Annotated in this window: 21 protein-coding genes; 9 read left to right on the top strand and 12 right to left on the bottom strand. The window is 60.1% G+C overall.

What is annotated here, in order from left to right:
- Nucleotides 1-122 precede the first annotated feature (122 nt).
- Together ACA048_RS12505 and ACA048_RS12500 are read right to left on the bottom strand one after the other, a co-directional pair.
- Complete coding sequence (locus tag ACA048_RS12505; protein WP_497629389.1) at nt 123-1,406, bottom strand: Zn-dependent hydrolase; 1,284 nt, start codon at nt 1,404-1,406, stop codon at nt 123-125.
- 153 nt (nt 1,407-1,559) lie between these two features.
- Nucleotides 1,560-3,044 carry an NCS1 family nucleobase:cation symporter-1 gene (locus ACA048_RS12500; protein ID WP_497629388.1) on the bottom strand — a complete coding sequence of 495 codons (1,485 nt, stop codon included), beginning with the start codon at nt 3,042-3,044 and terminating at the stop codon, nt 1,560-1,562.
- 550 nt (nt 3,045-3,594) lie between these two features.
- Between ACA048_RS12500 and hydA the strand changes: the two genes are divergently transcribed.
- The 3 genes from hydA to preA all read left to right on the top strand — a co-directional run bounded on the left by hydA (nt 3,595) and on the right by preA (nt 7,763).
- A complete protein-coding gene (gene hydA / locus ACA048_RS12495; RefSeq protein ID WP_497629387.1) occupies nt 3,595-5,034 on the top strand; it encodes a dihydropyrimidinase in 1,440 nt (479 codons plus the stop codon).
- Between the two features lie 86 nt (nt 5,035-5,120).
- Nucleotides 5,121-6,488, top strand: coding sequence for an NAD(P)-dependent oxidoreductase (locus ACA048_RS12490; protein WP_497629386.1), 1,368 nt, complete (start codon nt 5,121-5,123; stop codon nt 6,486-6,488).
- A complete protein-coding gene (gene preA / locus ACA048_RS12485) occupies nt 6,489-7,763 on the top strand; it encodes an NAD-dependent dihydropyrimidine dehydrogenase subunit PreA (protein WP_497629385.1) in 1,275 nt (424 codons plus the stop codon). It begins immediately after the preceding gene.
- A gap of 133 nt (nt 7,764-7,896) precedes the next feature.
- On the opposite strand, the gene ACA048_RS12480 is transcribed toward preA, so the two are convergent.
- Nucleotides 7,897-8,517, bottom strand: a complete 621-nt coding sequence (locus tag ACA048_RS12480; protein WP_497629384.1) for a TetR/AcrR family transcriptional regulator — start codon at nt 8,515-8,517, stop codon at nt 7,897-7,899.
- Nucleotides 8,518-8,655: 138 nt separating this feature from the next.
- Here ACA048_RS12480 and copC point away from each other — a divergent pair, with 138 nt between their 5' ends.
- The 6 genes from copC to ACA048_RS12450 all read left to right on the top strand — a co-directional run bounded on the left by copC (nt 8,656) and on the right by ACA048_RS12450 (nt 14,411).
- The gene (copC, locus tag ACA048_RS12475; protein ID WP_497629383.1) at nt 8,656-9,018 is read left to right on the top strand and encodes a copper homeostasis periplasmic binding protein CopC; all 363 of its coding nucleotides are present in this window, start codon (nt 8,656-8,658) and stop codon (nt 9,016-9,018) included.
- A gap of 3 nt (nt 9,019-9,021) precedes the next feature.
- Nucleotides 9,022-9,882 carry a copper homeostasis membrane protein CopD gene (gene copD, locus ACA048_RS12470; protein WP_497629382.1) on the top strand — a complete coding sequence of 287 codons (861 nt, stop codon included), beginning with the start codon at nt 9,022-9,024 and terminating at the stop codon, nt 9,880-9,882.
- 261 nt (nt 9,883-10,143) lie between these two features.
- A complete protein-coding gene (locus ACA048_RS12465; protein WP_497629381.1) occupies nt 10,144-11,442 on the top strand; it encodes an OprD family porin in 1,299 nt (432 codons plus the stop codon).
- Nucleotides 11,443-11,718: 276 nt separating this feature from the next.
- A complete protein-coding gene (locus ACA048_RS12460) occupies nt 11,719-12,540 on the top strand; it encodes an NAD-dependent epimerase/dehydratase family protein (protein ID WP_497629380.1) in 822 nt (273 codons plus the stop codon).
- Between the two features lie 53 nt (nt 12,541-12,593).
- Nucleotides 12,594-13,502 carry an SMP-30/gluconolactonase/LRE family protein gene (locus tag ACA048_RS12455; protein WP_497629379.1) on the top strand — a complete coding sequence of 303 codons (909 nt, stop codon included), beginning with the start codon at nt 12,594-12,596 and terminating at the stop codon, nt 13,500-13,502.
- 39 nt (nt 13,503-13,541) lie between these two features.
- On the top strand, nt 13,542-14,411 hold the full coding sequence (locus tag ACA048_RS12450) for an aldose 1-epimerase (protein WP_497629378.1): 870 nt from the start codon (nt 13,542-13,544) through the stop codon (nt 14,409-14,411).
- An 8-nt stretch (nt 14,412-14,419) separates the two neighbouring features.
- On the opposite strand, the gene ACA048_RS12445 is transcribed toward ACA048_RS12450, so the two are convergent.
- The 9 genes from ACA048_RS12445 to ACA048_RS12405 form a co-directional block, all read right to left on the bottom strand.
- Entirely contained in the window at nt 14,420-16,147 is a 1,728-nt protein-coding gene (locus ACA048_RS12445; protein ID WP_497629377.1) for a PAS domain-containing hybrid sensor histidine kinase/response regulator, read from the bottom strand.
- Nucleotides 16,131-17,294, bottom strand: coding sequence for an alcohol dehydrogenase-like regulatory protein ErcA (gene ercA, locus ACA048_RS12440; RefSeq protein ID WP_007949305.1), 1,164 nt, complete (start codon nt 17,292-17,294; stop codon nt 16,131-16,133). Before ercA ends, ACA048_RS12445 begins: the two co-directional genes overlap by 17 nt.
- A 235-nt stretch (nt 17,295-17,529) precedes the next feature.
- Complete coding sequence (gene pqqE / locus ACA048_RS12435; RefSeq protein WP_497629376.1) at nt 17,530-18,672, bottom strand: pyrroloquinoline quinone biosynthesis protein PqqE; 1,143 nt, start codon at nt 18,670-18,672, stop codon at nt 17,530-17,532.
- Entirely contained in the window at nt 18,650-18,922 is a 273-nt protein-coding gene (gene pqqD, locus ACA048_RS12430; protein WP_497629375.1) for a pyrroloquinoline quinone biosynthesis peptide chaperone PqqD, read from the bottom strand. Before pqqD ends, pqqE begins: the two co-directional genes overlap by 23 nt.
- Nucleotides 18,919-19,671, bottom strand: coding sequence for a pyrroloquinoline-quinone synthase PqqC (gene pqqC / locus ACA048_RS12425; protein ID WP_497629374.1), 753 nt, complete (start codon nt 19,669-19,671; stop codon nt 18,919-18,921). Before pqqC ends, pqqD begins: the two co-directional genes overlap by 4 nt.
- A gap of 123 nt (nt 19,672-19,794) precedes the next feature.
- Nucleotides 19,795-20,709 (bottom strand): pyrroloquinoline quinone biosynthesis protein PqqB, encoded by a 915-nt coding sequence (gene pqqB, locus ACA048_RS12420; RefSeq protein WP_497629373.1) that lies wholly within the window; start codon nt 20,707-20,709, stop codon nt 19,795-19,797.
- A gap of 54 nt (nt 20,710-20,763) precedes the next feature.
- Nucleotides 20,764-20,835 carry a pyrroloquinoline quinone precursor peptide PqqA gene (pqqA, locus tag ACA048_RS12415; protein WP_003253598.1) on the bottom strand — a complete coding sequence of 24 codons (72 nt, stop codon included), beginning with the start codon at nt 20,833-20,835 and terminating at the stop codon, nt 20,764-20,766.
- Nucleotides 20,836-21,092: 257 nt separating this feature from the next.
- A complete protein-coding gene (gene exaC / locus ACA048_RS12410; RefSeq protein ID WP_497629372.1) occupies nt 21,093-22,613 on the bottom strand; it encodes an acetaldehyde dehydrogenase ExaC in 1,521 nt (506 codons plus the stop codon).
- A 258-nt stretch (nt 22,614-22,871) separates the two neighbouring features.
- On the bottom strand, nt 22,872-24,647 hold the full coding sequence (locus ACA048_RS12405; RefSeq protein ID WP_497629371.1) for a PQQ-dependent methanol/ethanol family dehydrogenase: 1,776 nt from the start codon (nt 24,645-24,647) through the stop codon (nt 22,872-22,874).
- Between the last annotated feature and the right edge of the window lie 60 nt (nt 24,648-24,707).

The following is a 24,707-nucleotide window of genomic DNA, read 5'->3' as shown; positions in this document are numbered from 1 at the left end:
CGATAGCGCTGGGTCAATCAGCATTGATGTCGCCTGACACTCCGCTATCGTCGGAACGCCGCCCGGAGCCGGCTCGCTCCCACAGGTTTTACCGGTGTCTGCCGAAGCGCACGTCAGTTGCTTCAGACCGCGGGCTGACCGCTGGCAATCGCTGCCGACGCTGCCAGCATCGCCCGCAACAACACCGCGCACCCGGCCGCCAGATCGTCCGGCGCGGCGTTTTCGATTTCGTTGTGGCTGATGCCGCCTTCACACGGTACGAAAATCATCCCGGCCGGGCCGAGTTCGGCGAGGAAGATCGCGTCGTGCCCCGCTCCGCTGACGATGTCCATGTGCGACAAGCCCAGGCCTTGGGCCGCGTTGCGCACGGCTTCGACACAGCCTTGGTCGAAGTACAGCGGCGGGAAGTCTGCCGTCGGGGTAAGTTCGAAGGTCAGGCCGTGTTCTGAGCAGGTGGTTTCGATGACATTGCGGACTTCGGCGATCATCGAGTCCAGGCGTGCCGGCTCCAGATGCCGGAAGTCGAGGGTCATGCGCACTTCGCCGGGGATGACGTTGCGTGAGCCGGGATAGGCTTGCAGGCAGCCGACGGTGCCGCAGGCATGGGGTTGATGGCCCAGCGCGGCGCGGTTGACCGCACCGACGATCACGGCGGCACCGACCAGGGCGTCCTTGCGCAAGTGCATCGGGGTCGGGCCGGCGTGGGCTTCGACGCCACGCAGTTTGAGGTCGAACCATTTCTGGCCGAGCGCGCCCATCACCACGCCGATGGTTTTGTGTTCGTCTTCAAGGATCGGACCTTGCTCGATGTGTGCTTCAAAATAAGCGCCCACCGCATGCCCACTGACCTGACGCGGACCGGCGTAGCCGATGGCGTTCAGCGCCTGGCCCACGGTGATGCCTTCGGCATCCACTTTGGCGAGGGTTTCTTCGAGGGTGAATTTTTCGGCGAAGACACCGGAGCCCATCATGCACGGGGCGAAGCGCGAGCCTTCTTCGTTGGTCCAGACCACTACTTCGAGTGGCGCCTCGGTTTCAATTTTCAGATCGTTGAGGGTGCGCAGCACTTCAACGCCGGCCAGTACACCGAAGCAGCCGTCGAACTTGCCGCCGGTGGGTTGGGTGTCGATGTGGCTGCCGGTCATGACCGGTGGCAGGCTCGGGTTGCGGCCCGGACGGCGGGCGAAGATGTTGCCGACGGCGTCGACGCTCACGGTGCAACCGGCCTCTTCACACCAGTTGACGAAGATATCGCGGGCCTGGCGGTCGAGGTCAGTCAGGGCAAGCCGACAGACGCCACCCTTGACCGTGGCGCCGAGCTTGGCCAGCTCCATGAGTGATTGCCACAGGCGGTCGCGATTGATGTGCTGATGGGTGGATTGCAGAACGTCTACGGCAGCGTTCATGGTGATCTCCTCAGGCAGTTGTTATAGGTTTGTCAGGTGTTTCCTGGGTGTTCTTTGGGCCGCCATCGCGGGCAAGCCCGGCTCCTACAGGGGTTTGTGAATCTGTAGGAGCCGGGCTTGGTCCGGGCGGCGTTCCGACGATGAGGCCATCTGCTACACCGCAGATTTCACGACAGACGGGCTAGGCCGCAACGAGCACAACCCGTAATAAATCACCCCACCCAGCGCCGAACCGGTAAACCAGCCGTAGCTGTAAAACCAGCTGAACGCATCGCTACCCAGCGACAGCAGCGTCAGCACCACTGGCACACCGAAGGCGATAAACCCAAACCAGTTCCAGGCTGGATAAACGTCATCGCGATAGAGCCCGGCCAGATCCAGTTGCTGTTTCTTGATCAGGAAATAGTCCACCACCATGATCCCGGCGATCGGCCCGAGCAGGCTGGAGTACCCCAGCAGCCAGTTGGAGTAGACCGTTTCCAGGCTCAGGTCAGAGACGATCAGCCCAAGCTTTTTCAGTAGCTCATGCCCCATCAGCAACAGCCCCACCACCCCGGTGAGCAACACCGCTTTGGTGCGGTTGATCAACTTGGGCGCGACGTTCTGGAAATCGTTGGTCGGCGACACGATATTGGCCGCCGTGTTGGTCGACAGCGTGGCGATGATGATCAGCGCCATGGCCAGCGCGACCCAGACCGGGCTCTGGATATGCCCGATCAACGTCACCGGATCGGAGACGGTCACACCCACCAGTTTTACCGAGGCGGCGGTCATGATCACGCCCAGCGAGGCGAACAGGAACATGGTCAACGGCAGGCCGATAATCTGCCCGATGATCTGGTCTTTCTGACTTTTGGCGTAGCGGCTGAAGTCCGGAATGTTCAACGACAAGGTGGCCCAGAAGCCGACCATCGCGGTCAGGCCAGCGGCGAAGTAACCCGCCATGCTCGCGCCCTCAGGACGTTTGGCCGGGATCGCCAGCAACTCGGTCATCGACACATTCGGCAGCGCCCAGAACAGCCGGCCCACACCGACCAATATCAACAGCGGCGCGGACAGGGTTTCCAGCCATTTGATCGACTCGGCGCCGCGAATCACCACCCACAGGTTCAACGCCCAGAACACCATGAAACCGATGACTTCACCGGTGCCGCCCAACGACTTCCAGCCCTCGAACACCGAGCCGAGAAACAGGTGAATGGCCAGCCCGCCAAACATCGTCTGAATCCCGAACCAGCCACACGCCACCAGGGCGCGGATCAGGCAAGGAATGTTGGAACCGAGTACGCCGAAGCTAGAACGCAGTAACACCGGAAACGGAATGCCGTACTTGGTGCCGGGGAACGCGTTCAGTGTCAGGGGGATCAGCACGATGATGTTGGCAAACAGGATCGCCAACAGCGCCTCGCCCACCGTCAACCCGAAGTACGCGGTGAGCACACCGCCCAGTGTGTAGGTCGGCACACAGATGGCCATGCCGATCCACAGCGCGGTGATGTGCCATTTGTTCCAGGTTCGTTCATGCAACTTGGTTGGTGCCATGTCGTGGTTGTAACGGGGACTGTCGAGGACGTCGCTGCCGGCTTCCAGCTCAAACAAGCCTTCGCGCTCGGTCACTTGCGATCTGATCTGTTGCATGGCCGCTCCACTGTTCTTTGAATTATTTTTGCTCATCAGGAGCCGGGGCATCAATAAACGTGCCGGGCACCCCGATTACGCATCGGGCAGTTCCATAAAAACGTTGCATCCAACTGATGTGTAACAGTTTTATTTATATCTACAGCAAGTCATGGGCGACGTGTCTGTTCACTCAGGCCGAATGCCAGGCAAGTTGTCCGAACCGTCAGGACTCAATCTGGTGCATCACACTTTTTTCAAGCGTTGCGCATCAACCATAGACCATCCTCAAGCGGCTGATTTCACATAGGAAATTTTGTCTATATTTGGAACCTGTCAAGTGCGTCAAAATGGTGAGCAGCCTCACCATTTTGGTGATTTACGTTTTATTTACTTATTTTTCAGTTAGTTAAAACAGTCATAAGCTTATAAAAAATATTCTTGCTGATTTCATAAACTCAGACTAGCTTCAATTCCTGACAGCGTTGGCAGGAATACACCTGTTGACGGCGATTTTATATAAAACACTTAGAACCGGCATAAGCCGGTCATTGCCTGCGAGGAACTCGGAATGTCTCTGTTGATCCGTGGCGCCACCGTTATTACCCATGATGAAAGTTATCGCGCCGACGTCTATTGCGCCGACGGCGTGATCAAAGCCATTGGCGATAATCTTGATGTTCCGGCAGGTGCCGAAGTGCTCGACGGCAGCGGCCAATACCTGATGCCCGGCGGCATCGATCCGCACACGCACATGCAACTGCCCTTCATGGGCACCGTGGCCAGTGAAGACTTTTTCAGTGGCACCGCAGCAGGACTGGCCGGTGGCACCACCTCGATCATCGACTTCGTGATTCCCAATCCGCAGCAATCGCTGATGGAGGCGTTTCACCAGTGGCGGGGCTGGGCTGAGAAGTCAGCGTCGGATTACGGCTTCCATGTCGCGATCACTTGGTGGAGCGAACAGGTGCGCGAGGAGATGGCTGAGTTGGTCAGCCACCACGGGGTCAACAGCTTCAAGCACTTCATGGCCTACAAGAACGCGATCATGGCGGCCGACGATACGCTAGTGGCGAGTTTCGAGCGTTGTCTGGAGCTGGGCGCTGTGCCGACCGTGCATGCCGAAAATGGCGAGTTGGTTTATCACCTGCAACGCAAATTGATGGCCCAAGGCATCACCGGCCCGGAAGCGCATCCACTGTCGCGGCCTTCGCAGGTTGAAGGCGAAGCGGCCAGTCGAGCGATCCGCATTGCCGAGACGTTGGGCACACCGCTGTACCTGGTCCATGTCTCGACCAAAGAAGCCCTCGACGAAATCACCTACGCCCGCAGCAAAGGCCAGCAAGTCTACGGCGAGGTGCTGGCCGGGCATCTGCTGCTGGACGACAGCGTCTATCAACACCCGGACTGGCAGACCGCCGCCGGTTACGTGATGAGCCCGCCCTTCCGTCCTCGAGGTCATCAAGAGGCGCTGTGGCATGGCCTGCAATCCGGCAACCTGCACACTACCGCAACCGATCACTGCTGCTTCTGCGCCGAGCAAAAAGCCGCTGGCCGCGACGACTTCAGCAAAATCCCCAATGGCACCGCCGGTATCGAAGACCGCATGGCGGTGCTCTGGGATGAAGGGGTAAACACCGGGCGTTTGTCGATGCAGCACTTCGTGGCGCTGACCTCCACCAACACCGCGAAGATCTTCAACCTCTACCCGCGCAAAGGGGCGATTCGTGTCGGCGCCGATGCGGACCTCGTGCTGTGGGATCCAGAGGGCACGCGGACCATTTCAGCCAAGACCCATCACCAGCAGGTCGACTTCAATATCTTTGAAGGCAAGACAGTGCGCGGTGTGCCGAGCCACACCGTCAGCCAGGGCCGCGTGGTATGGGCCGATGGCGACTTGCGGGCCGAGCGTGGCGCGGGGCGGTATGTCGAACGGCCGGCGTATCCGGCGGTGTTTGAATTGCTGAGCAAGCGGGCTGCACAGCACCAGCCAAAATCTGTGAACCGCTGACGCACTCCCGAAGATCGTTCCCACGCTCCGCGTGGGAACGATCAGCCCGACAGAGGCAGCACCTCCATCACCGTGAGGCCACTACCGTGATCAAGACCCTGAACCACCTCCCACATCCTTACGAGAATGCCGCCGCCCTCGCCGGCCATTTCACTGACTTGGCGCCGCCACTGAGCGACCGTCAGGCCCATCTGGAAGCCTCACGCTGTCTGTATTGCTACGACGCGCCCTGCGTAAATGCCTGCCCCAGCGAGATCGATATTCCGTCGTTCATCCGCAATATCCATCAGGACAACGTTCAGGGCGCCGCGCAGAAAATCCTCTCGGCGAACATCCTTGGCGGCAGTTGCGCGAGGGTTTGCCCGACGGAAATCCTCTGCCAGCAAGCCTGCGTGCGCAACAACGACCATGAGTGCGCCCCCGTGCTGATCGGCTTGCTACAACGTTACGCCGTAGACAACGCACACTTCAGTGAACACCCCTTCGCGCGTGCTGCATCAACCGGCAAACGCATCGCCGTGGTCGGTGCTGGCCCGGCCGGTTTGTCCTGCGCTCACCGCAGCGCCATGCACGGCCACGACGTGGTGATTTTCGAAGCCCGGAAAAAGGCCGGTGGCCTCAATGAATACGGGATCGCCAAGTACAAACTGGTGGACGATTACGCGCAAAAGGAACTGGAGTTCCTGCTACAAATCGGCGGCATTGAAATCCGTCACGGGCAAAAACTCGGCGACAACCTGACCCTGAGCGAACTGCATCAGCAATTCGACGCGGTGTTTCTCGGCCTCGGCCTGAATGCCAGCAAACAACTGGGCCTGGCCCACGAAGACGCGCCCGGCCTGCTCGCCGCCACCGATTACATTCGCGAACTGCGCCAGGCCGATGACCTGACGCAACTGCCGCTGGCGGATCATTGCATCGTCCTCGGCGCCGGCAACACCGCTATCGACATGGCCGTGCAAATGGCCCGTCTCGGCGCTCGTGATGTGAATCTGGTGTACCGCCGTGGCATTGAAGACATGGGCGCCACCGGTCACGAACAGGACATCGCCAAGGCCAATCAGGTGCGTTTGCTGACGTGGGCACAACCGGAAGAAGTGCTGCTGGATGACCAAGGCAAGGTGCGCGGCATGCGCTTTGCCCGCACCCATCTGGTAGACGGTCGCCTGCAAACCACTGGGCAAACTTTCGAGCTGGCCGCTGACGCCGTCTTCAAAGCCATCGGCCAGGCCTTTGACGGCAACGCCCTCGCCGATCCGCTGGCCCGTGAACTAAAGCGTCAGGGCGAACGGATTCAGGTCGACGAACAACTGCGCACCAGCATCCCCGGCGTGTATGCCGGTGGCGACTGCACCAGCCTCGATCAGGACCTCACCGTGCAAGCCGTGCAACACGGCAAACGCGCCGCAGAGGCCATCAACGCTCAACTGATGCTTAACGTGGAGGCTGCGTAAATGGCCGATCTCTCGATTGTCTTCGCCGGCATCAAAGCACCCAATCCGTTCTGGCTGGCCTCCGCGCCGCCAACCGACAAAGCTTACAACGTGGTCCGCGCCTTCGAGGCTGGCTGGGGCGGCGTGGTCTGGAAAACCCTGGGTGAAGACCCGGCGGCGGTCAACGTGTCGTCGCGCTACTCGGCGCATTTCGGCGCCAACCGTGAGGTAGTGGGTTTCAACAATATCGAGCTGATCACCGACCGCTCGCTGGAGATCAATCTGCGGGAAATCACCCAGGTGAAAAAGGACTGGCCGGACCACGCGCTGATCGTGTCGCTGATGGTGCCCTGCGTCGAAGAGTCGTGGAAGTTCATCCTGCCGCTGGTGGAAGCCACCGGCGCCGACGGTATCGAACTGAATTTCGGCTGTCCCCACGGCATGCCGGAACGGGGCATGGGTGCGGCGGTCGGCCAAGTGCCGGAGTACGTCGAACAGGTCACCCGTTGGTGCAAGACGTATTGCTCGCTGCCGGTGATCGTCAAGCTCACGCCGAACATCACCGACATCCGCGTCGCCGCCCGCGCGGCCCATCGCGGGGGGGCGGATGCGGTGTCGCTGATCAACACAATCAACTCGATCACCAGCGTCAACCTGGAGCGCATGGTCGCCAACCCGGCCGTGGGCAGCCAAAGCACCCATGGCGGCTATTGCGGTTCGGCGGTGAAGCCGATTGCGCTGAACATGGTCGCCGAAATCGCCCGTGACCCACAGACCCAAGGCCTGCCGATCTCCGGCATTGGCGGCATTGGCAGCTGGCGCGACGCGGCGGAGTTTATTGCGTTGGGCAGTGGTTCGGTGCAGGTATGCACCGCGGCGATGCTGCATGGTTTCAGGATCGTCGAGGAGATGAAGGACGGCTTGTCACGCTGGATGGACAGTCAGGGTTACGCCAGTGTGTCCGAGTTTTCCGGGCGCGCGGTGGGCAACACCACGGACTGGAAGTACCTCGACATCAACTATCAGGTGATCGCGAAGATTGATCAGGAGGCGTGCATTGGTTGTGGGCGCTGCCACATTGCTTGCGAGGATACCTCGCACCAGGCGATTGCCAGCCTGAAGCAGGCGGACGGAACGCACCAATATTCAGTGATTGAGGATGAGTGCGTGGGCTGCAATCTGTGCCAGATAACCTGCCCGGTGCAGGACTGTATCGAGATGGTGCCGATGGACACGGGCAAGCCGTTTCTGGATTGGAATCATGATCCGAGGAATCCGTACCATGTAGCTGTCTGAGTATTTCATTGACTGAACTGGCCCCTTCGCGAGCAAGCCCGCTCCCACATGTGATCGCATTCCATCTGGAGGAACGCGGTTTAATGTGGGAGCGGGCTTGCTCGCGAAGAGGCCATCAGCAGCACTACAAACCTCAAGGTTCCAGCCCGATCCCCCGCAAAATCACACTGGTCACTGTCTGCACCGCCCGCTCGAACTGCATGTCCGACAGCGGCTGATGATCATTGAGAATGTTCACTTGATGATCAAAGTCAGCATAGTGCTGGGTCGACGCCCAGATCATGTACAGCAGGCTCGACGGCTCCACCGGCAAGATGCGCTTGTCGTCCACCCACTGGCGAATTTTCGCTTCCTTCATCTTGGCCCAGTCATACAGGCTGGCGTCCAGCGCCGTGCCTAAGGTCGGTGCGCCATGGATGATTTCGTTGGCCCAGACCTTCGAGCCATAAGGCCGGCTGCGCGAGTGGTTCATCTTGGCGCGGATGTAGCTGCTGAGCACCACGCGCGGATCGTCGAACATCTCGAAGCACAGCGCGTCCTGCTTCCAGACTTCCAGCAGATCGAACAATACCGCGCTGTACAGTTCGGTCTTGGTGCTGAAGTAGTAATGCAGATTGGATCGAGGCAGTTGCACCTCGGCGGCGATGTCGGCCATGGCGCTACCACCAAAGCCTTTTTCGGCGAAGACCTTTTCCGCTCCGAGCAGAATTTTCTCGACGTTATTGCGACGAATCCCGATCTTGTGATTGCCCATGAGGGCTCCCTGACACCAGCGTTGACCAAGACTAGCATCCGGCTCTACGTCGCGGCGACAGGCTAAAACGAAACTTCGACACTAAGCTTGCGGCGGGTAAACTGGCGCCACTTCGAACCTGCCCCAAAGGTATTCACGATGCTCAAGAAAGCCCTGACCACCGCCGCACTCCTCGGCTCGCTGCTTGCAGCTTCGTCGGTATGGGCCCACGCCCATCTGAAAAGCCAGACCCCGGAGGCCGACAGCACCGTGAGCGCACCTGTGGAACTGCGTCTGGTGTTTTCCGAAGGCGTTGAAGCGACGTTCACCAAGGTCACGATCACGAAGGACGGTGCCGCGGTGCCAGTGAAGAATCTCGCCACCGAAGGCAGCGACAAGAAAATCCTGATTGTCACACCTGCCGAGCCTCTGACGGCGGGCACCTATAAAGTCGAATGGCACGCGGTGTCCGTCGACACCCACAAAAGCGAAGGCGCCTACGGCTTCAAGGTTGGCCAGTGATTCATGACGAGCGCAATGGTGCTGTGTCGCTTTGTGCATTTCACCGTGGTGTTGATGCTGTTCGGGGCATGGGCGTTCAGGCCCTTGTTGCTCAACGGCAGCGCTGCACAGCTCGATCGCCGGCTGGCACTGACAGCCCGCTGGCTGGCATCCGTGGCGCTGCTCAGCGGCGTTGCCTGGTTGCTGCTGATCACCGCGAGCATGGCTGGGGCCTGGGAGGCGGCATTTAATCCGTCGACGCTGCACCTGGTGCTGAGTAATACGTTTTTCGGTCAGGTCTGGCGCTGGCACCTGCTGCTCAATGGGTTGTTGGTGGCGTTGCTGATGACCCGGTGGCGTGCACACACGCCCCTGCGAATCGGCCTCGCCAGCCTGTTGCTGGTGACCCTAGCCCCGGTCGGTCACGGCGCCATGCTGGACGGCCGGAGCGGCCAATTGCTGATGCTCAACCAAGTCGTGCACCTGACCTGCGTTGGCGCCTGGCTCGGTGGGCTGCTGCTGCTGGTAATGATATTGCGCCAGTCGGCAGAGCAGCCCATCAACGCGATACTGCAGCGTTTCAGTGGTGTCGGCTACGCCTTGGTGGCGGGGTTGCTGATCACCGGGCTGATCAACGTTCGGGTACTCACCGGGGTGTTTTGGCCGACGCCATTGTTCAGCGGTTTCGCGCTGATTCTGTTGATCAAGGTTGCGCTGATTGCAGCGATGCTGGGCCTGGCGCTGTTCAATCGCCTGCGCATAAACGACTGTGAGCAGCGTCTGGAGACACTGAAAACCAGCGTGATTCTCGAATGGATGCTGGGGATTGGCGCTGTGGCAGCGGTTTCCCTGCTGGGCACTATGCCCCCCATGATTCCGGCCTGACGACCCAATCCCCTGTGGTAGCGAGCCTGCTCGCGAAGACCCTCTCACATCCAACATTGATGCAGACTGACAGTCCGCTATCGTCGGAACGCCGCCCGGAGCCGGCTCGCTTCCACAAAGGGCAACCCTGTAATCATTCGCATCGCGGGTCATCGTACAACTTCTGATTGACAAGCCATCAGACCCTCGCAAATAATCGCCGCATATGTTGTACGACGACGTATGACGAATAAAAACAAAAAGAAGCAAGGGAGCGTCACAGTGAGCAAGCTCGTCCGCAATTCGTCCGCCCACACTCCACGTCCAATGTTCAAACGCCGTCATACCCTGAGCCTCATTGGTTGCAGCGGCCTGGCCCTTGCCCTGCCGATGTCCAGCCATGCCGAAGGTTTCACCGACGACGCCAAGGCCACGCTCAACCTGCGTAACGCCTATATCAACCGCAACTACGTCAACCCGGCCTACCCACAGGGTAAGGCTGAAGAGTGGACGCAGAACTTCATTTTCGACGCCAAGTCCGGTTTCACCCAAGGCCCGGTGGGGTTCGGCGCGGATATGCTGGGACTGCTGTCGGTCAAGCTCGATGGCGGTAAAGGCTCGGGCGGCACCCAGCTGCTGCCGATTGACAGCGACGGTCGCCCTGCTGACAGCTTCGGCCGTCTGGCGGTGGCCGGGAAGATGAAAGTGAGTAAAACCGAAGTGAAGGTCGGCGAGTGGATGCCAGTACTGCCCATCCTGCGTTCCGACGATGGCCGTTCACTGCCACAAACCTTCCAGGGTGGCCAGCTGACGTCCACCGAGATCAGCGGCCTGACGATCTACGGCGGCCAGTTCCGCCAGAACAGTCCGCGTAACGATGCGAGCATGGAAGACATGTTCATGAACGGCAAATCCGCGGCCTTCACTTCGGACCGTTTCAACTTCGGTGGCGGTGAATACACGTTCAACGACAAACGCACCCAGGTCGGTGCCTGGTATGCAGAACTCAGCGACCTCTACCAGCAACAGTATTACAACCTGAACCATAGCCAGCCGATTGGCGACTGGGTCCTCGGCGCCAACCTTGGCTATTTCATCGGCAAAGAAAACGGCAGCGCCCTGGCCGGCGACCTCGACAACAAAACCGGGTTCGCCATGCTCTCGGCCAAATACGGCGGCAGCACCTTCTACGTTGGCCTGCAAAAACTCACCGGTGACGATCAATGGATGCGCGTCAACGGCACCAGCGGCGGCACCCTGGCCAACGACAGCTACAACTCCAGCTACGACAACGCCCAGGAAAAATCCTGGCAAGTGCGCCACGACTACAACTTCGTCGCCCTCGGCGTGCCGGGCCTGACGATGATGAACCGCTACATCAGCGGCGATAATGTGCACACCGGCACCATCACCGACGGCACGGAATGGGGCCGCGAATCGGAACTGGCCTACACCATACAAAGCGGTCCATTGAAGAACCTCAACGTCAAATGGCGCAACGCGAGCATCCGCAAGAGCTTCAGCACCAACGAATTCGATGAAAACCGTATTTTCATCAACTACCCGATTTCGTTGCTGTAACACCCACAGTTACACCCCTGTAGGAGCGAGCCTGATCGCGATTGCTATCTTTCAATCAGCAATTGGTTGACTGATCCACCGCTATCGCGAGCAGGCTCACTCCTACAAAGATGCGTTCCAGTCAGGTGGTTTACCTTTGCCAAGGTATGAAATGACCCTCCGTCCATTTCAACCAATGTCGCGTTGACAAGACCCGGATTGCCTTACGATACTCCAACAAGGTCGTACGACAACCTACAACGATTTTATAACAACAACTGTTTGTCCAGGATTCCCATGACTACTACAACCACCCGCCTCCCTTTCAATCGCCTGCTGCTGACCGGTGCCGCCGGTGGCCTGGGTAAAGTCTTGCGCGAAAGCCTGCGCCCTTACGCCAATGTCATTCGCCTGTCGGACATCGCCACTATGGCTCCCGCTATCGATGACCGCGAAGAAGTCGTGCCATGCGATCTGGCGGACAAACAAGCCGTGCATCAATTGGTCGAAGGCGTGGACGCGATCCTGCACTTTGGCGGTGTGTCGGTAGAGCGTTCGTTCGAAGAGATTCTCGGCGCCAACATCTGCGGCGTGTTCCACATCTATGAAGCCGCGCGCCGCCACGGTGTGAAGCGGGTGATCTTCGCCAGCTCCAACCACGTCATCGGTTTCTACAAGCAAGACCAAGTCATCGACGCCCACTCCCCTCACCAACCGGACAGCTATTACGGTTTGTCCAAGTCCTACGGTGAGGACATGGCCACGTTCTACTTCAATCGCTATGGCATCGAAACCGTCAGCGTGCGCATCGGCTCCTCGTTCCCGGAACCGCAAAACCGCCGGATGATGAGCACCTGGTTGAGCTTCGGCGACCTCACCCAACTGCTCGAACGTGCGCTGTACACCCCGAATGTCGGGCACACTGTGGTGTATGGCATGTCCGATAACAAAGACATCTGGTGGGACAACCGTTACGCCACCGCCCTGGGATACGCGCCGCAGGACACCTCCGAAGTGTTCCGTGAAAAAGTCGAAGCCCAGCCGATGCCGGCCGCCGATGATCCGGCCCGCGTCTATCAGGGCGGTGCCTTTTGCGCGGCCGGCCCGTTCGGCGATTGAAGCCCTGCTTCCCGTGTGATCCCCACGACAAAAACCCAAGGGAATGAGTTGCCATGCAAGCCGAATTGATTGTCGATGCCCGTAACGCCGTCGGTGAATGCCCGGTGTGGGTCCCCGAGGAAAATGCCCTGTACTGGGTTGATATTCCTGCGGGGGACCTGCAACGCTGGAGTGCCGAGAGCGGTCATGTCCATTCGTGGAAAGCGCCGCAAATGCTCGCGTGCATCACCCGCCACCGTGACGGTGGCTGGGTGGCCGGGATGGAAAGCGGTTTCTTCCATCTGCACCCGCACAACGACGGCAGCCTCGACAGTCACTTGCTGGCGCACGTCGACCACGCTCGGACCGACATGCGCCTGAACGATGGCCGTTGTGACCGTCAGGGGCGTTTCTGGGCGAGCAGCATGGTGTTGAACATGGGCGCCAACGTCGCCGACGGTGCCCTTTACCGTTACAGCGCAGGTCTACGCGGGCCACTTGAGGCGCAACTGGGCGGGTTTATCGTCCCGAACGGCCTGGGCTTCAGCCCGGATGGCAGCACGATGTACCTGTCCGACTCGCATCCATTGGTCCAGCAGATTTGGGCCTTTGACTACGACGTCGACAGCGGCACACCATCGAATCGGCGGCTGTTCGTCGACATGAATCAGTTCCCCGGTCGCCCCGACGGAGCAGCTGTCGATGCCGATGGTTGCTACTGGATCTGCGGTAATGACGCCGGGTTGATTCACCGTTTTACCCCTGATGGCCGACTGGATCGCTCCCTCGCCGTCCCGGTGAAAAAACCCACCATGTGCGCCTTCGGTGGCAGTCGACTGGACACGCTGTTCGTGACCTCGATCCGCCCCGGTGACGACCATGACGAACAGTCCCTGGCCGGCGGCGTATTCGCCCTCAATCCCGGGGTCACCGGGTTGGCGGAACCGCTGTTCAATAAATCCCTGACTGAATTAAACAGATAAGGCCTGGCCACAACAGCTCATCAGCATGCAGAAAGGTCCATGACGCCAAAAATTCTCGAACTCGAAGACGAACTGACCCACCTCACCCTCGCCCCCGAGCTCGGCGGCAGTATCGTCAACTGGTCAGTTCTCAGCACCGGTCAACCGCTGCTACGCCACAATGATTCCCATGCACTGAACACCGGTCTGCCGGGAAAACTCGGTTGCTATCCCCTGGCCCCCTGGTCCAACCGCATCGCCGAAGGTGGCTTCGATTGCCCCGATGGCTGGCTGGCCCTGACGCCCAACAGCCTCACCGATCCGCTGCCCATCCACGGCAGCGCCTGGCAACAACCGTGGCAAGTGGTGTCGCAATCAGCCAACGAAGTCGTCCTGCAACTCGACAGCACCACACCGTTCGCTTATCGCGCCCGGCAACGCTTCCATCTAAACAAGGGGCAATTGAGCATTGAACTGCAAGTCACCCACTTGGCCGAACGCGCCGCGTGGCATGGGCTCGGTTTGCACCCCTATTTTCCGCGCACCACGAACACGCAGCTACAGGCCAAGGCAGAGCAAGTCTGGCTGTGCGATGGCTCGAAATTGCCAACAAAACTGATTGAGCTGCCGGCCGACTGGGACTTTCGTCAGCTGGGCGCCTTACCCGCTTCTCTGGTCGATAACGGCTTCTGCCACTGGGACGGCCATTGCCTGATCCAGCAACCCGACCTCGATTATGCGCTGGAATGCCAGGCCACCGGCAGCGATTACTACCTGCTTTACTGCCCGGTCGGTCTGGAGTTTTTCTGCATCGAACCGGTGAGCCACCCGGTCAACGCGCATCACTTGCCTGGTCGGCCGGGGTTGCGGTTGCTGGAGCAAGGCCAGTCGGCTGAACTCGGGTTCAGCCTGCAGTATCGTGCTCTCTGATAACGCCACTACCCGAGCATCTGACTCAGCACTGCGCGCAACTTGCCGGGCTTGACCGGCTTGTTCAGCAGCGGTGCGCCGAGTCTCTGCAATGAGCGTCGACACTGATCAGTGCGGTCCGCCGTGATGATCACCGCCGGGATGACCTGGCTGAAATGCTCACGCAAATGCCTGACCACATCGCAGCCCACCACACCGTGATCGAGGTGATAGTCCGCCAGAATCAGTTCCGGCGCTTGCCCGCGCAAGGCTGCCAGCGCGGAGGATTCATCCGTGGCCGTGACCACCTCGCACCCCCACTGTTCGAGCAGTCCGCTCATGCTCTCGAGAATGCTCACCTCATTGTCCAGCACCAGCAAACGTCGACCCGGCAAGGGATTACCGGTGCCCAACTGAGGCGCGGCCTGACTGATAGGCAGCGGAACCTCATGGGAAATCGGTACGTCGATGCTGAACATCGAGCCACGTCCCGGCAAGGATTGAACCCGAACCTGATAACCCAGAATCTTCGCGATGCGCTCAACGATGGCCAGTCCCAGCCCCACGCCTTTGCGATCGGCGGCACGTCCGACGTCGAGTTGGTTGAACTCCAGGAAAATCGAATCCAGTCGGTCCGCAGCGATTCCGCGCCCGGTGTCCCAGACTTCCAGGCGCAGCATCTCGCCGCGCCGTCTTGCCGCAAGCAGGATGCTGCCCTCGTCCGTGTAGCGGCAGGCGTTACTGAGGAAGTTACGCAGGATGCGCGTCATCAGGCGCAAATCTGTGCTGATGGCGTAATCGCCCTCATGCACGCGCAGGTTCAACCCTGCTGCTTCGGCGACTGACTGAAACTCCGACACCAGCGGCCCGAGCAATTCGTCGAGACGATAAAGGGCAACGTCGGGTTTGACTGCCGCCTGATCGAGCCGGGAAATATCCAGCAAATCAGTGAGCAAATCTTCCGCCCCTTCCAGCGCCTGGTGAGTGCGTTCGACCAGGACCTGTTCAACGTCAGGCAGTTTTCGTTCACGCAACGTCGAGATCAACAAACGCGCAGCATTAAGTGGTTGCAACAGGTCGTGACTGGCGGCGGCGAGGTACTTGTCCTTGCTGCGATTGGCGGCCTCGGCGGCGTCGCGAGCATCGCGCAAGGCTTCGGCGATCTGCTTACGCTGGGTGATTTGCTGTTGCAGGTTGCGGTTGGCTTCCAGCAATTCATCGGTGCGCGCGGTGACGCGCTGCTCCAGCTCATCGTTGAGTTGTTGCAGACATTGCTGGGCCAGCTTGCGTTCGGTGATGTCAGCGACAAACCCCTCCACCAGGCCTTCCTGATCGGGCTTGAGCAACAGGTTCATCAACACATCGAGGCTGCTTCCGTCCTTGCGCCGCAACTGGGTTTCATAACCGTGCAGGCTGCGTTGATGCTTGAGGATTTCGCCAATGTTTTCCAGCTCAGCAGCGCCGCCGACAAACAGGTTGCTCGCCAGATCAGCCAGCGAAAACAGCACCTCCTGCGGGTCCTGATAACCGAGCATGTGCGCCAACGCCGGGTTGGCGGCGCGCATGCCTTCTTGCAGGCTGGCCTGGAAAATCCCCTGGACCGCGTTTTCAAACAGCCACTTGTAGCGATTGCGCTCGGCTTCCAGTTCGTCGAGCCGCGCGGCCAGTTCCGGGTAATGACTCTTGCGCGCCGAATGGCTGCCTAATCCCAGGAGTCCCGCCAGTGCCCGTTGCTGATCGTCAGAGGGCTTCGCCATAGACGACCTCGACATCACGCTGACTGGATTCGCGCGGATTGGTCAGGATGCACGGGTCGTGCATGGCGTGTTGCGACAGGAACGGAATGTCCGCCGTACTGACCCCATGCAAACCGAGGGTCTCATGGAAGCCGATGGCGTGTTTGAGGGCGATCAAATGCTCGACCAGCCGCCCGCAAATCTGCCGGTGGTTCAGGCCACGGCAATCGATGCCGAAGGTCTCGGCGATCACTTTGAAGCGATCCGGTGCCGAGCTGTAATTGAACGCCACCACGTGTTCCACCAGCACCGCGTTGCATAAGCCATGCGGCAGATCGAGAAACCCGCCCAGACTGTGGGACATGGCGTGCACCGCGCCGAGGATCGCGTTGGAGAAGGCGAGACCGGCCTGCATGCTGCCGAGCATGATCTTCTCGCGCAGGGCGATGTCCGTCGGGTTGGCGATCATTTGCACCAGGTTGCCATTGATCAACCGCATCGCTTCCAATGCATGGGGATCGGTCAGTGGCCCGTGGCCCGTGGAGACGAAAGCCTCGATGGCATGCACCAACGCGTCGATGCCGGTACAGGCCGACAGGAACGGGTCCATGCTCAGGGTCGTTTCCGGGTCGATCAACGACACATCCGGCACCACCGCTTTGCTGACGATGGAGAACTTCATACGTTCTTGCTGGTTGGAAATGATCACGAACTGCGAAACATCGGCCGAGGTGCCGGCGGTGGTCGGAATCAGGATCAATGGCGGGCTGGGCACGCGGATGGTGTCCACGCCTTCGAATTCGAGAATGCTGCGTCCGTGAGCAACGACAATGCCGATGCCTTTGCCGCAATCCATCGGGCTGCCACCGCCGACGGCGACGATCACATCGCAATGGTTTTCCCGGTACAACTCGGCGCCGAGCATGACTTCTTCGACCCGTGGGTTAGGCGAGACATCGCTGTACAGGAAGTAGTCGATACCCAAGGCTTGCAGGCTGGCCTCGACATCGGCGACCCAACCGGCAGCAATCACCCCGGGGTCACTGACCACCAGGACTTTGCGGGCGCCGAAGGTCTTGGCGTAATTGCCGACGTTGTGCCGACAGCCGGCACCGAAGATGATTTCAGGCGACACGAATTTACGCAGCTGGCTGAGACTCTGGCTCATTGGAAAGCCTGTTTTTGTTGTTTTGGAAGGTAGAAGCCACACTAAACCATCCAACCGTGAATGCAATCAGACCAAAGAACACTGCGCCTGTGTTGTACCCGGATTGTGTATTCACCGCCGACCTACTGTGGGAGCGAGCCTGCTCGCGATGACGGAGTGTCAGTCAACATAGATGCTGAATGTTGAACCGCTATCGCGAGCAGGCTCGCTCCTACAGGGGATCGGCGTATGGCGACTATCCGCGGTAGATCAGCCGCGACGCTTTCTCGTTGCGCAACGTCAGGTGTTCCATGCCCTGCCCCGGCGCCTCGGCTTCTTCGCGGGCCTTGAGGATCACACCGTGATGCGGTGACTTGCTGCACACCGGGTCGGCATTGGCGGCATCGCCAGTGAGCATGAACGCCTGGCAGCGGCATCCGCCCAGATCCTTGTGCTTTTCATCGCATGAGCGGCACGGCTCCTTCATCCAGTCATTACCGCGAAAACGGTTGAAGCCAAACGAGTCCGTCCAGATGTGCTCGACACTGTGCTCGCGCACGTTGGGAAACTGCACCGGCAACTGTCGGGCGCTGTGGCAAGGCAACGCGGTGCCGTCCGGGGTGATGTCGAGAAACAGATTGGCCCAGCCGTTCATGCAGGTTTTAGGGCGTTCTTCGTAGTAGTCCGGGGTGACAAAGATCAGCTTGCATGGATGGCCCTGAGCCTCAAGCCGCTGGCGATATTGGTTGGTGATGCGCTCGGCCCGCTGCAATTGCTCGCGAGTCGGCAGCAGGTCGACGCGATTGAGTTCGGCCCAGCCGTAGAATTGACACGTGGCCAATTCGACAAAATCCGCTTCCAGTTCCAGGCACAAGTCGATGATCTGCGCGATCTGGTCGATATTGTGCCGATGGGTCACGAAGTTCAGCACCATGGGGTAACCCTGGGCTTTCACCGCTCGGGCCATGGCCAGCTTCTGGGCAAAGGCCTTGCGGGAGCCGGCGAGCATGTTGTTGACCGCTTCGTCGGCGGCTTGAAAGCTGATCTGGATATGGTCCAGCCCGGCCACCTTGAAGTCGCGGACTTTCTGTTCCGTCAGGCCAATGCCCGAAGAGATCAGGTTGGTGTAGTAACCCATGTCGCGCGCGGCCTTGATCAGTTCGGCCAGGTCCTGTCGCACCAGCGGCTCGCCGCCGGAAAAACCCAACTGTGCTGCGCCCATCTCACGGGCCTCGCGAAACACCCGAATCCACTCTTCAGTGCTCAGTTCCTCGCCGTGCCGGGCAAAATCCAGCGGGTTGGAGCAATACGGGCATTGCAGCGGGCACCGGTAGGTCAGCTCCGCCAGCAGCCACAACGGTGGACCTACAGGCGCATCATTCAATCCAGAATTGAGCATGGGCCACCTCCAGAAATGCCAGCGCATCCTCGTCGATCCCCGGTACGCCGGGAAAATTCGCGGCCAGTTGCTCAATGATCGCCGCGACGCTGCGCTGACCATTCACCAGACCGAGAATCTGCCCGGCACTGCCGTTGAGTTTGATCATGCCTTCGGGGTACAGCAGGACGTGACAGTCCTGGCGGGGCTCCCATTGCAAACGAAAGCCCTGGCGCAACGACGGTAATAGCTCGCGATTGATCAGGCTCACAGGGCAATCCCCCGGTGCCAGACTTTGGCGGTGGTGACGGTGTGATACGGCGGGCGCTCCAGCTCGTAGGCCATGCTCATGGCGTCAAGCATGCTCCACAGCACGTCGAGTTTGAATTGCAGGATGTCCAGCATGCGTTGCTGCGCCTGAAGCGTGACGTAGTGCGCCAACGTGATGCGCAAGCCGTGCTCCACGTCTCGCCGGGCCTGACTCAAACGGTTGCGGAAATAGTCGTAGCCGGCCACGTCAATCCACGGGTAATGGGTAGGCCAGGCGTCGAGTCGGGACTGGTGGATCTGGGGGGCGAACAGCTCGGTCAGCGAACTGCTCGCCGCTTCCTGCCAGCAGGCGCGACGGGCGAAATTGACGTAGGCATCCACGGCGAACCGCACGCCGGGCAACACCAACTCCTGGGACAGAATCTGCTCGCGATCCAGCCCCACCGCTTCGCCCAGACGCAGCCAGGCTTCGATGCCGCCTTCACTGCCGGGCACGCCATCGTGGTCGAGAATCCTTTGCAGCCACTCACGGCGCACGTCGCGGTCCGGGCAGTTGGCGAGAATGGCGGCATCCTTGAGCGGAATGTTCACTTGGTAATAGAAGCGATTGGCGACCCAGCCCTGAATCTGCTCACGGCTCGCGAGGCCGGCATACATGGCTTGGTGGAAGGGGTGATGGATGTGGTAGTAGGCGCCTTTGGCGCGCAGGGCGGCTTCGAATTCGGTGGGGGTCATGGGGCTGTCAGTCATTGCGGTTCTCCGGGGAATCTGCGGTGTCTGGTCAGGCCTCATCGCGAGCAAGCTCGGCTCCTACAGTTTTGTGTCGTGCCTCTGCCCTGTAGGAGCCGAGCTTGCTCGCGATGAGGCCATCCGCTACAGCTCAATACTCATGCCGTCAAACGCCACTTCGATCCCGCGCCGCACCAGCAAGGCACGCTCGGCCGAGTCTTCGTCGAGGATCGGGTTGGTGTTGTTGATGTGGATCAGCACCTTGCGCTGGCGGGTAAAGCCTTCCAGCACCTCAAGCATGCCGCCGGGGCCGCTTTGCGACAGGTGCCCCATTTCGCTGCCCAGGCTCTGGCCGACTTCGCAGACGCGCATTTCGTCGTCACGCCACAAGGTGCCGTCCAGCAGCAGGCAATCGGCACGCTGCATCCAGCCCAGCACTTCGTCATCGACTTGGCCCAGGCCCGGCGCGTAAAACAGTGATGCGCCGCTGCGCCGGTCTTCAATGAACAAGCCAATGGTGTCGCCCGGTTGCGGATTGCCGCGATTGGGTGAGTACGGCGGTGCGTTGCTCACTAAGGGAATTGCTCGCCATCGCAAGTGCTGGCAGGCAGGAATGCTGAACGGCTGGCGATCCAGACCGATCGGTTGCCACTGCAACCCGCCGTTCCAGTGGCGCAGCATGTTGAACAACGGGAAGCCGCTGCTCAGGTCCTGATGAACCCGTTCGGTGCACCAGACCGCGTGCGGACAGCCTTCGCGCAGGCTCAGCAGCCCGGTGCAGTGATCGATCTGGCTGTCGAGCAGCACGACGCCAGCGATGGCGCTGTCACGCAACCGACGAGCCGGTTGCAACAGTGGAAAACTCGCGAGTTGAGCACGAATGTCCGGTGATGCATTGCACAGTACCCAATCCACACCATTGTCGCTCAGGGCAATCGAGGACTGCGTGCGCGGTTGCGCCCGCAGGCTGGCATTGCGCATCCCGGCGCACTGGTAGCAGTTGCAATTCCACTGCGGGAAACCACCACCAGCGGCGGAGCCGAGAACGCGGATGTGCATGGATGAGGCTCCAAAGGCAGGCCCGGCCAACACAACAGCTGGCCGGGTGAGCAATCAACGGTTGGCGAAATACATCGTCACTTCGAAGCCAATGCGCAGATCGGTAAACGCGGGTTTAGTCCACATGGGTCAATCCTCTTCTTGTGCCGGGCGATTCCGGTAAAGCCATTAATGCACGGGGCGTCGAACGCCCGAATGCTACTTTCGAAGGAGATGGCGGGGTGCGTTGGTAGGGGGTGTTTCACATATCTTGGAACCACACAAAACCAATGTAGGAGCGAGCCTGCTCGCGATGACGGTATCACATTCAACATCACTGTTGACTGCTAGGCCGCTATCGCGAGCAGGCTCGCTCCCACAGGTTTTTCAGTGTTCTGAAGAAATCAGAAGAACCCCAGCGGATTGATGTCGTAGCTGACCAGCAGGTTCTTGGTTTGCTGGTAGTGATCGAGCATCATCTTGTGGTTCTCTCGACCGACGCCGGACTTCTTGTAGCCACCGAACGCAGCGTGCGCCGGATACAGGTGGTAGCAGTTGGTCCAGACGCGCCCGGCCTTGATCGCCCGGCCCATGCGGTAGGCGCGGTTGATGTCGCGGGTCCAGAGGCCCGCACCGAGGCCGAACTCGCTGTCGTTGGCAATCGCCAGCGCTTCGGCTTCGTCCTTGAAGGTGGTGACACCCACCACCGGGCCGAAGATTTCTTCCTGGAACACGCGCATCTTGTTATGGCCCTTGAGCAGCGTCGGCTGGATGTAATAGCCGCTGGACAAGTCACCTTCAAGACGCTCGGCGGCGCCACCGGTGAGGAGTTCAGCCCCCTCCTCCTGAGCAATTTTCAGGTACGAGAGGATCTTGTCGTACTGTTGCTCGGACGCCTGGGCGCCGACCATGGTTTCGGTGTCCAGCGGGTTGCCGCGTTTGATCTTGACGATCTTTTTCATTACCTCGGCCATGAACGGCTCGTAGATCGACTCTTGCACCAGCGCCCGCGATGGGCAGGTGCACACTTCGCCCTGATTGAAGAATGCGAGCACCAGGCCTTCGGCGGCTTTCTCGATGAACTGAGGCTCGGCGTTCATGATGTCTTCGAAGAAGATATTCGGCGACTTTCCGCCCAGTTCGACCGTGCTTGGAATGATGTTCTCGGCGGCGCAATGCATGATGTGCGCGCCCACCGGGGTTGAGCCGGTGAAGGCGATCTTGGCGATTCGCTTGCTGGTGGCCAGCGCTTCGCCGGCTTCACGACCGAAGCCTTGAACGATGTTCAACACGCCCGCTGGCAGTAGATCGGCGATCAGCTCGGCGAACACCATGATCGACAGCGGTGTCTGCTCGGCAGGTTTGAGCACGATGCAGTTGCCGGCGGCCAGGGCCGGGGCGAGTTTCCAGGCTGCCATCAGCAGCGGGAAATTCCACGGAATGATTTGCCCGACCACGCCCAGAGGCTCGTGAAAGTGATAGGCGGTGGTCAACTCGTTGATCTCGGCAGCGCCGCCTTCCTGGGCGCGAATGCAACCGGCGAAGTAACGGAAATGGTCGGCGGCCAACGGCACGTCGGCGTTCAGGGTTTCGCGTACGGCCTTGCCGTTGTCCCAGGTTTCGGTGACGGCGAGGATTTCCAGGTTTTGCTCGATGCGATCGGCGATTTTCAGCAGCACCAGCGAGCGGTCCTGGGCCGAGGTCTTGCCCCAGGCATCCGCAGTGGCGTGTGCCGCGTCGAGGGCCTTTTCGATGTCGGCAGCGCTGGAGCGTGGAAATTCGGCAATCACTTCACCGGTAACCGGCGAGGTGTTGGTGAAGTATTCGCCATTGACCGGCGCGACAAACGCGCCGCCGATGAAGTTGCCATAGCGCGGCTTGAAGGAAACAACGGCGCCTGGGGTTCCGGGTTGTGCGTAGATCATGGTTGGCCTCTGTCTGGGTCGATGCCTGTCGTGCCGACAAGCGATGAATCGATACTAGAGAGCCCCGCGTGCCAGACGAATGCGCCGATGGCAGGAGGGCTCTCGTTATTTGGTCGTAGATTTGCGCAAGTCGATCGTTCCCACGCTCCGTGGGAATGCCTCAACGGACGCTCCGCGTTCGGCCCTTGGGACGCAGAGCGTCCCTGGCTGCGTTCCCACGCGGAGCGTGGGAACGATCATGGTGCGGGGGTGTTTCGATCAGTGCTTGGCCACCAGGTCTTTAGGCAGCTTGAAGGTCCAGAGCATGCCGCCCTGGTTGAAGTCCTTGATCCGCTTGGCCACTTCCCCGCCCCACAACGGTACGGCGCCGCCCCAGCCGGAGAGGACGGACACGTATTGTTCGCCGTCCATTTCCCAGGTCACGGGGGAGCCGAGTACGCCGGAACCGGTCTGGAATTCCCAGACTTTCTCGCCGGTCTTGGCATTGAAAGCCTGGAGGAAGCCTTCCGGCGTGCCGGTGAACACCAGATTGCCCTTGGTGGTCAGCACCCCGCCCCACAGCGGCGCGTAGTTCTTGTGGCGCCAGACTTCCTTGCCGGTTTTCGGGTCAATGGCGCGCAACACGCCGATGTAGTCTTCATTCAACGGTTTGATGGTGAAACCGGCGCCGAGGAATGCCGCGCCTTTTTTGTAGGCGATGCCTTCGTTCCAGATGTCCATGCCCCACTCGTTGGACGGCACGTAAAACAGCCCGGTGTCGCGGTTGTAGGCCATCGGCATCCAGTTTTTCGCGCCCAGGAATGCAGGCGCTACGAATACCGAACTGCCCTTGGGGTCAGCGCCCGGGGCGCCGGGGCGGCTGGCTTCGTTGTAGATCGGCCGGCCGTCTTTATCCAGGCCGGTGGCCCAGGTGATCTTGTCCACGAACGGGAAACCACGGATGAACTTGCCGTTGGTACGGTCCAGCACGTAGAAGAAACCGTTGCGGTCCGCCGTCGCCGCCGCTTTGATTTCCTTGCCGTCCTCGGTGTAGTTGAACGAGACCAACTCGTTGACGCCGTCATAGTCCCAACCGTCGTGGGGCGTGCTCTGGAAGTGCCATTTGATGGTGCCGTCGTCCGGGTTGAGCGCCAGACGCGACGACGAGTAGAGGTTATCGCCAGGTCGCAAATGCGAGTTCCACGGCGCCGGGTTGCCTGTACCGAACAGCAGCAGATTGGTTTCCGGGTCGTAGTAACCGCCGAGCCAGGGCGCAGCACCGCCGGTCTTCCACAGATCACCCGGCCAGGTCTTGCCTGCTTCACCACCGGAGATGCCGTTCTCGATGGCTTTACCGTCCTTGTAGACGTAGCCCATGTGGCCTTCGACCGTCGGGCGGACCCACAACAGCTCGCCATTTTTCGGGTCGTACGCCGAGATCTTGCCCACCACACCGAACTCGCCACCGGCCACGCCGGTAATCAGTTTGCCGTTGATCACCAATGGCGCGGCGCTGATGGAATAGCCTTCCTTGTGGTCGGCCACCTGCTTGCTCCACACCACTTTGCCGGTGTCTTTGTTCAGGGCTACCAGCTTGGCGTCGAGGGTGCCAAAGATCACCAGGTCGCCATACAGCGCCACGCCACGGTTGATCACGTCGCAGCACGGACGGATGTCATCCGGCAGGCGCGCATCGTATTGCCAGAGTTTCTTGCCGGTGCGCGCATCCACCGCGAACACCCGTGAGTAGGAACCGGTCATGTACATCACGCCGTCCTTGACCATCGGCTGTGCTTGCTGGCCACGCTGTTTTTCGCCGCCGAAAGAGAATGCCCAGGCTGGCCGCAACTCCTTCACGTTGTCGACGTTGAGAATATCCAGCGGGCTGTAGCGCTGCCCCTGGACGCCGAGGCCGTTGGTGACGATTTGCTCCGGGTTTTTCGGGTCCTGGAGAATGTCCTGGTCGGAGACGGCGGCCATTGCCTGGCCGGACAACAGCATGGCACTGAGCAACAGGCTCAAGACGAAGGGCTGGCGACGTGCGGGTTGAGTCATGACGGCTACCTCTGCGGTTTTTTGTTATTCGCGGGAGAGTTTCCCGGTGTAGTGCCGATT

The sequence above is a fragment of the Pseudomonas sp. LBUM1659 genome (genome assembly GCF_059716045.1).
This window is presented reverse-complemented; position numbering and strand designations above follow the sequence as displayed.

Coding starts and splice junctions, on each gene's coding strand:
- ACA048_RS12480 (WP_497629384.1), bottom strand. CDS start 8,517: ATGGGCAATCACAAGATCGGGATTCGTCGCAATAACGTCGAGAAAATT.
- ACA048_RS12455 (WP_497629379.1), top strand. CDS start 12,594: ATGCAAGCCGAATTGATTGTCGATGCCCGTAACGCCGTCGGTGAATGC.
- exaC (WP_497629372.1), bottom strand. CDS start 22,613: ATGATCTACGCACAACCCGGAACCCCAGGCGCCGTTGTTTCCTTCAAG.
- ACA048_RS12500 (WP_497629388.1), bottom strand. CDS start 3,044: ATGCAACAGATCAGATCGCAAGTGACCGAGCGCGAAGGCTTGTTTGAG.
- ACA048_RS12505 (WP_497629389.1), bottom strand. CDS start 1,406: ATGAACGCTGCCGTAGACGTTCTGCAATCCACCCATCAGCACATCAAT.
- pqqB (WP_497629373.1), bottom strand. CDS start 20,709: ATGCACATCCGCGTTCTCGGCTCCGCCGCTGGTGGTGGTTTCCCGCAG.
- ACA048_RS12450 (WP_497629378.1), top strand. CDS start 13,542: ATGACGCCAAAAATTCTCGAACTCGAAGACGAACTGACCCACCTCACC.
- ACA048_RS12460 (WP_497629380.1), top strand. CDS start 11,719: ATGACTACTACAACCACCCGCCTCCCTTTCAATCGCCTGCTGCTGACC.
- hydA (WP_497629387.1), top strand. CDS start 3,595: ATGTCTCTGTTGATCCGTGGCGCCACCGTTATTACCCATGATGAAAGT.
- ACA048_RS12445 (WP_497629377.1), bottom strand. CDS start 16,147: ATGGCGAAGCCCTCTGACGATCAGCAACGGGCACTGGCGGGACTCCTG.
- ACA048_RS12405 (WP_497629371.1), bottom strand. CDS start 24,647: ATGACTCAACCCGCACGTCGCCAGCCCTTCGTCTTGAGCCTGTTGCTC.
- pqqC (WP_497629374.1), bottom strand. CDS start 19,671: ATGACTGACAGCCCCATGACCCCCACCGAATTCGAAGCCGCCCTGCGC.
- preA (WP_497629385.1), top strand. CDS start 6,489: ATGGCCGATCTCTCGATTGTCTTCGCCGGCATCAAAGCACCCAATCCG.
- copC (WP_497629383.1), top strand. CDS start 8,656: ATGCTCAAGAAAGCCCTGACCACCGCCGCACTCCTCGGCTCGCTGCTT.
- copD (WP_497629382.1), top strand. CDS start 9,022: ATGACGAGCGCAATGGTGCTGTGTCGCTTTGTGCATTTCACCGTGGTG.
- pqqE (WP_497629376.1), bottom strand. CDS start 18,672: ATGCTCAATTCTGGATTGAATGATGCGCCTGTAGGTCCACCGTTGTGG.
- ercA (WP_007949305.1), bottom strand. CDS start 17,294: ATGAGCCAGAGTCTCAGCCAGCTGCGTAAATTCGTGTCGCCTGAAATC.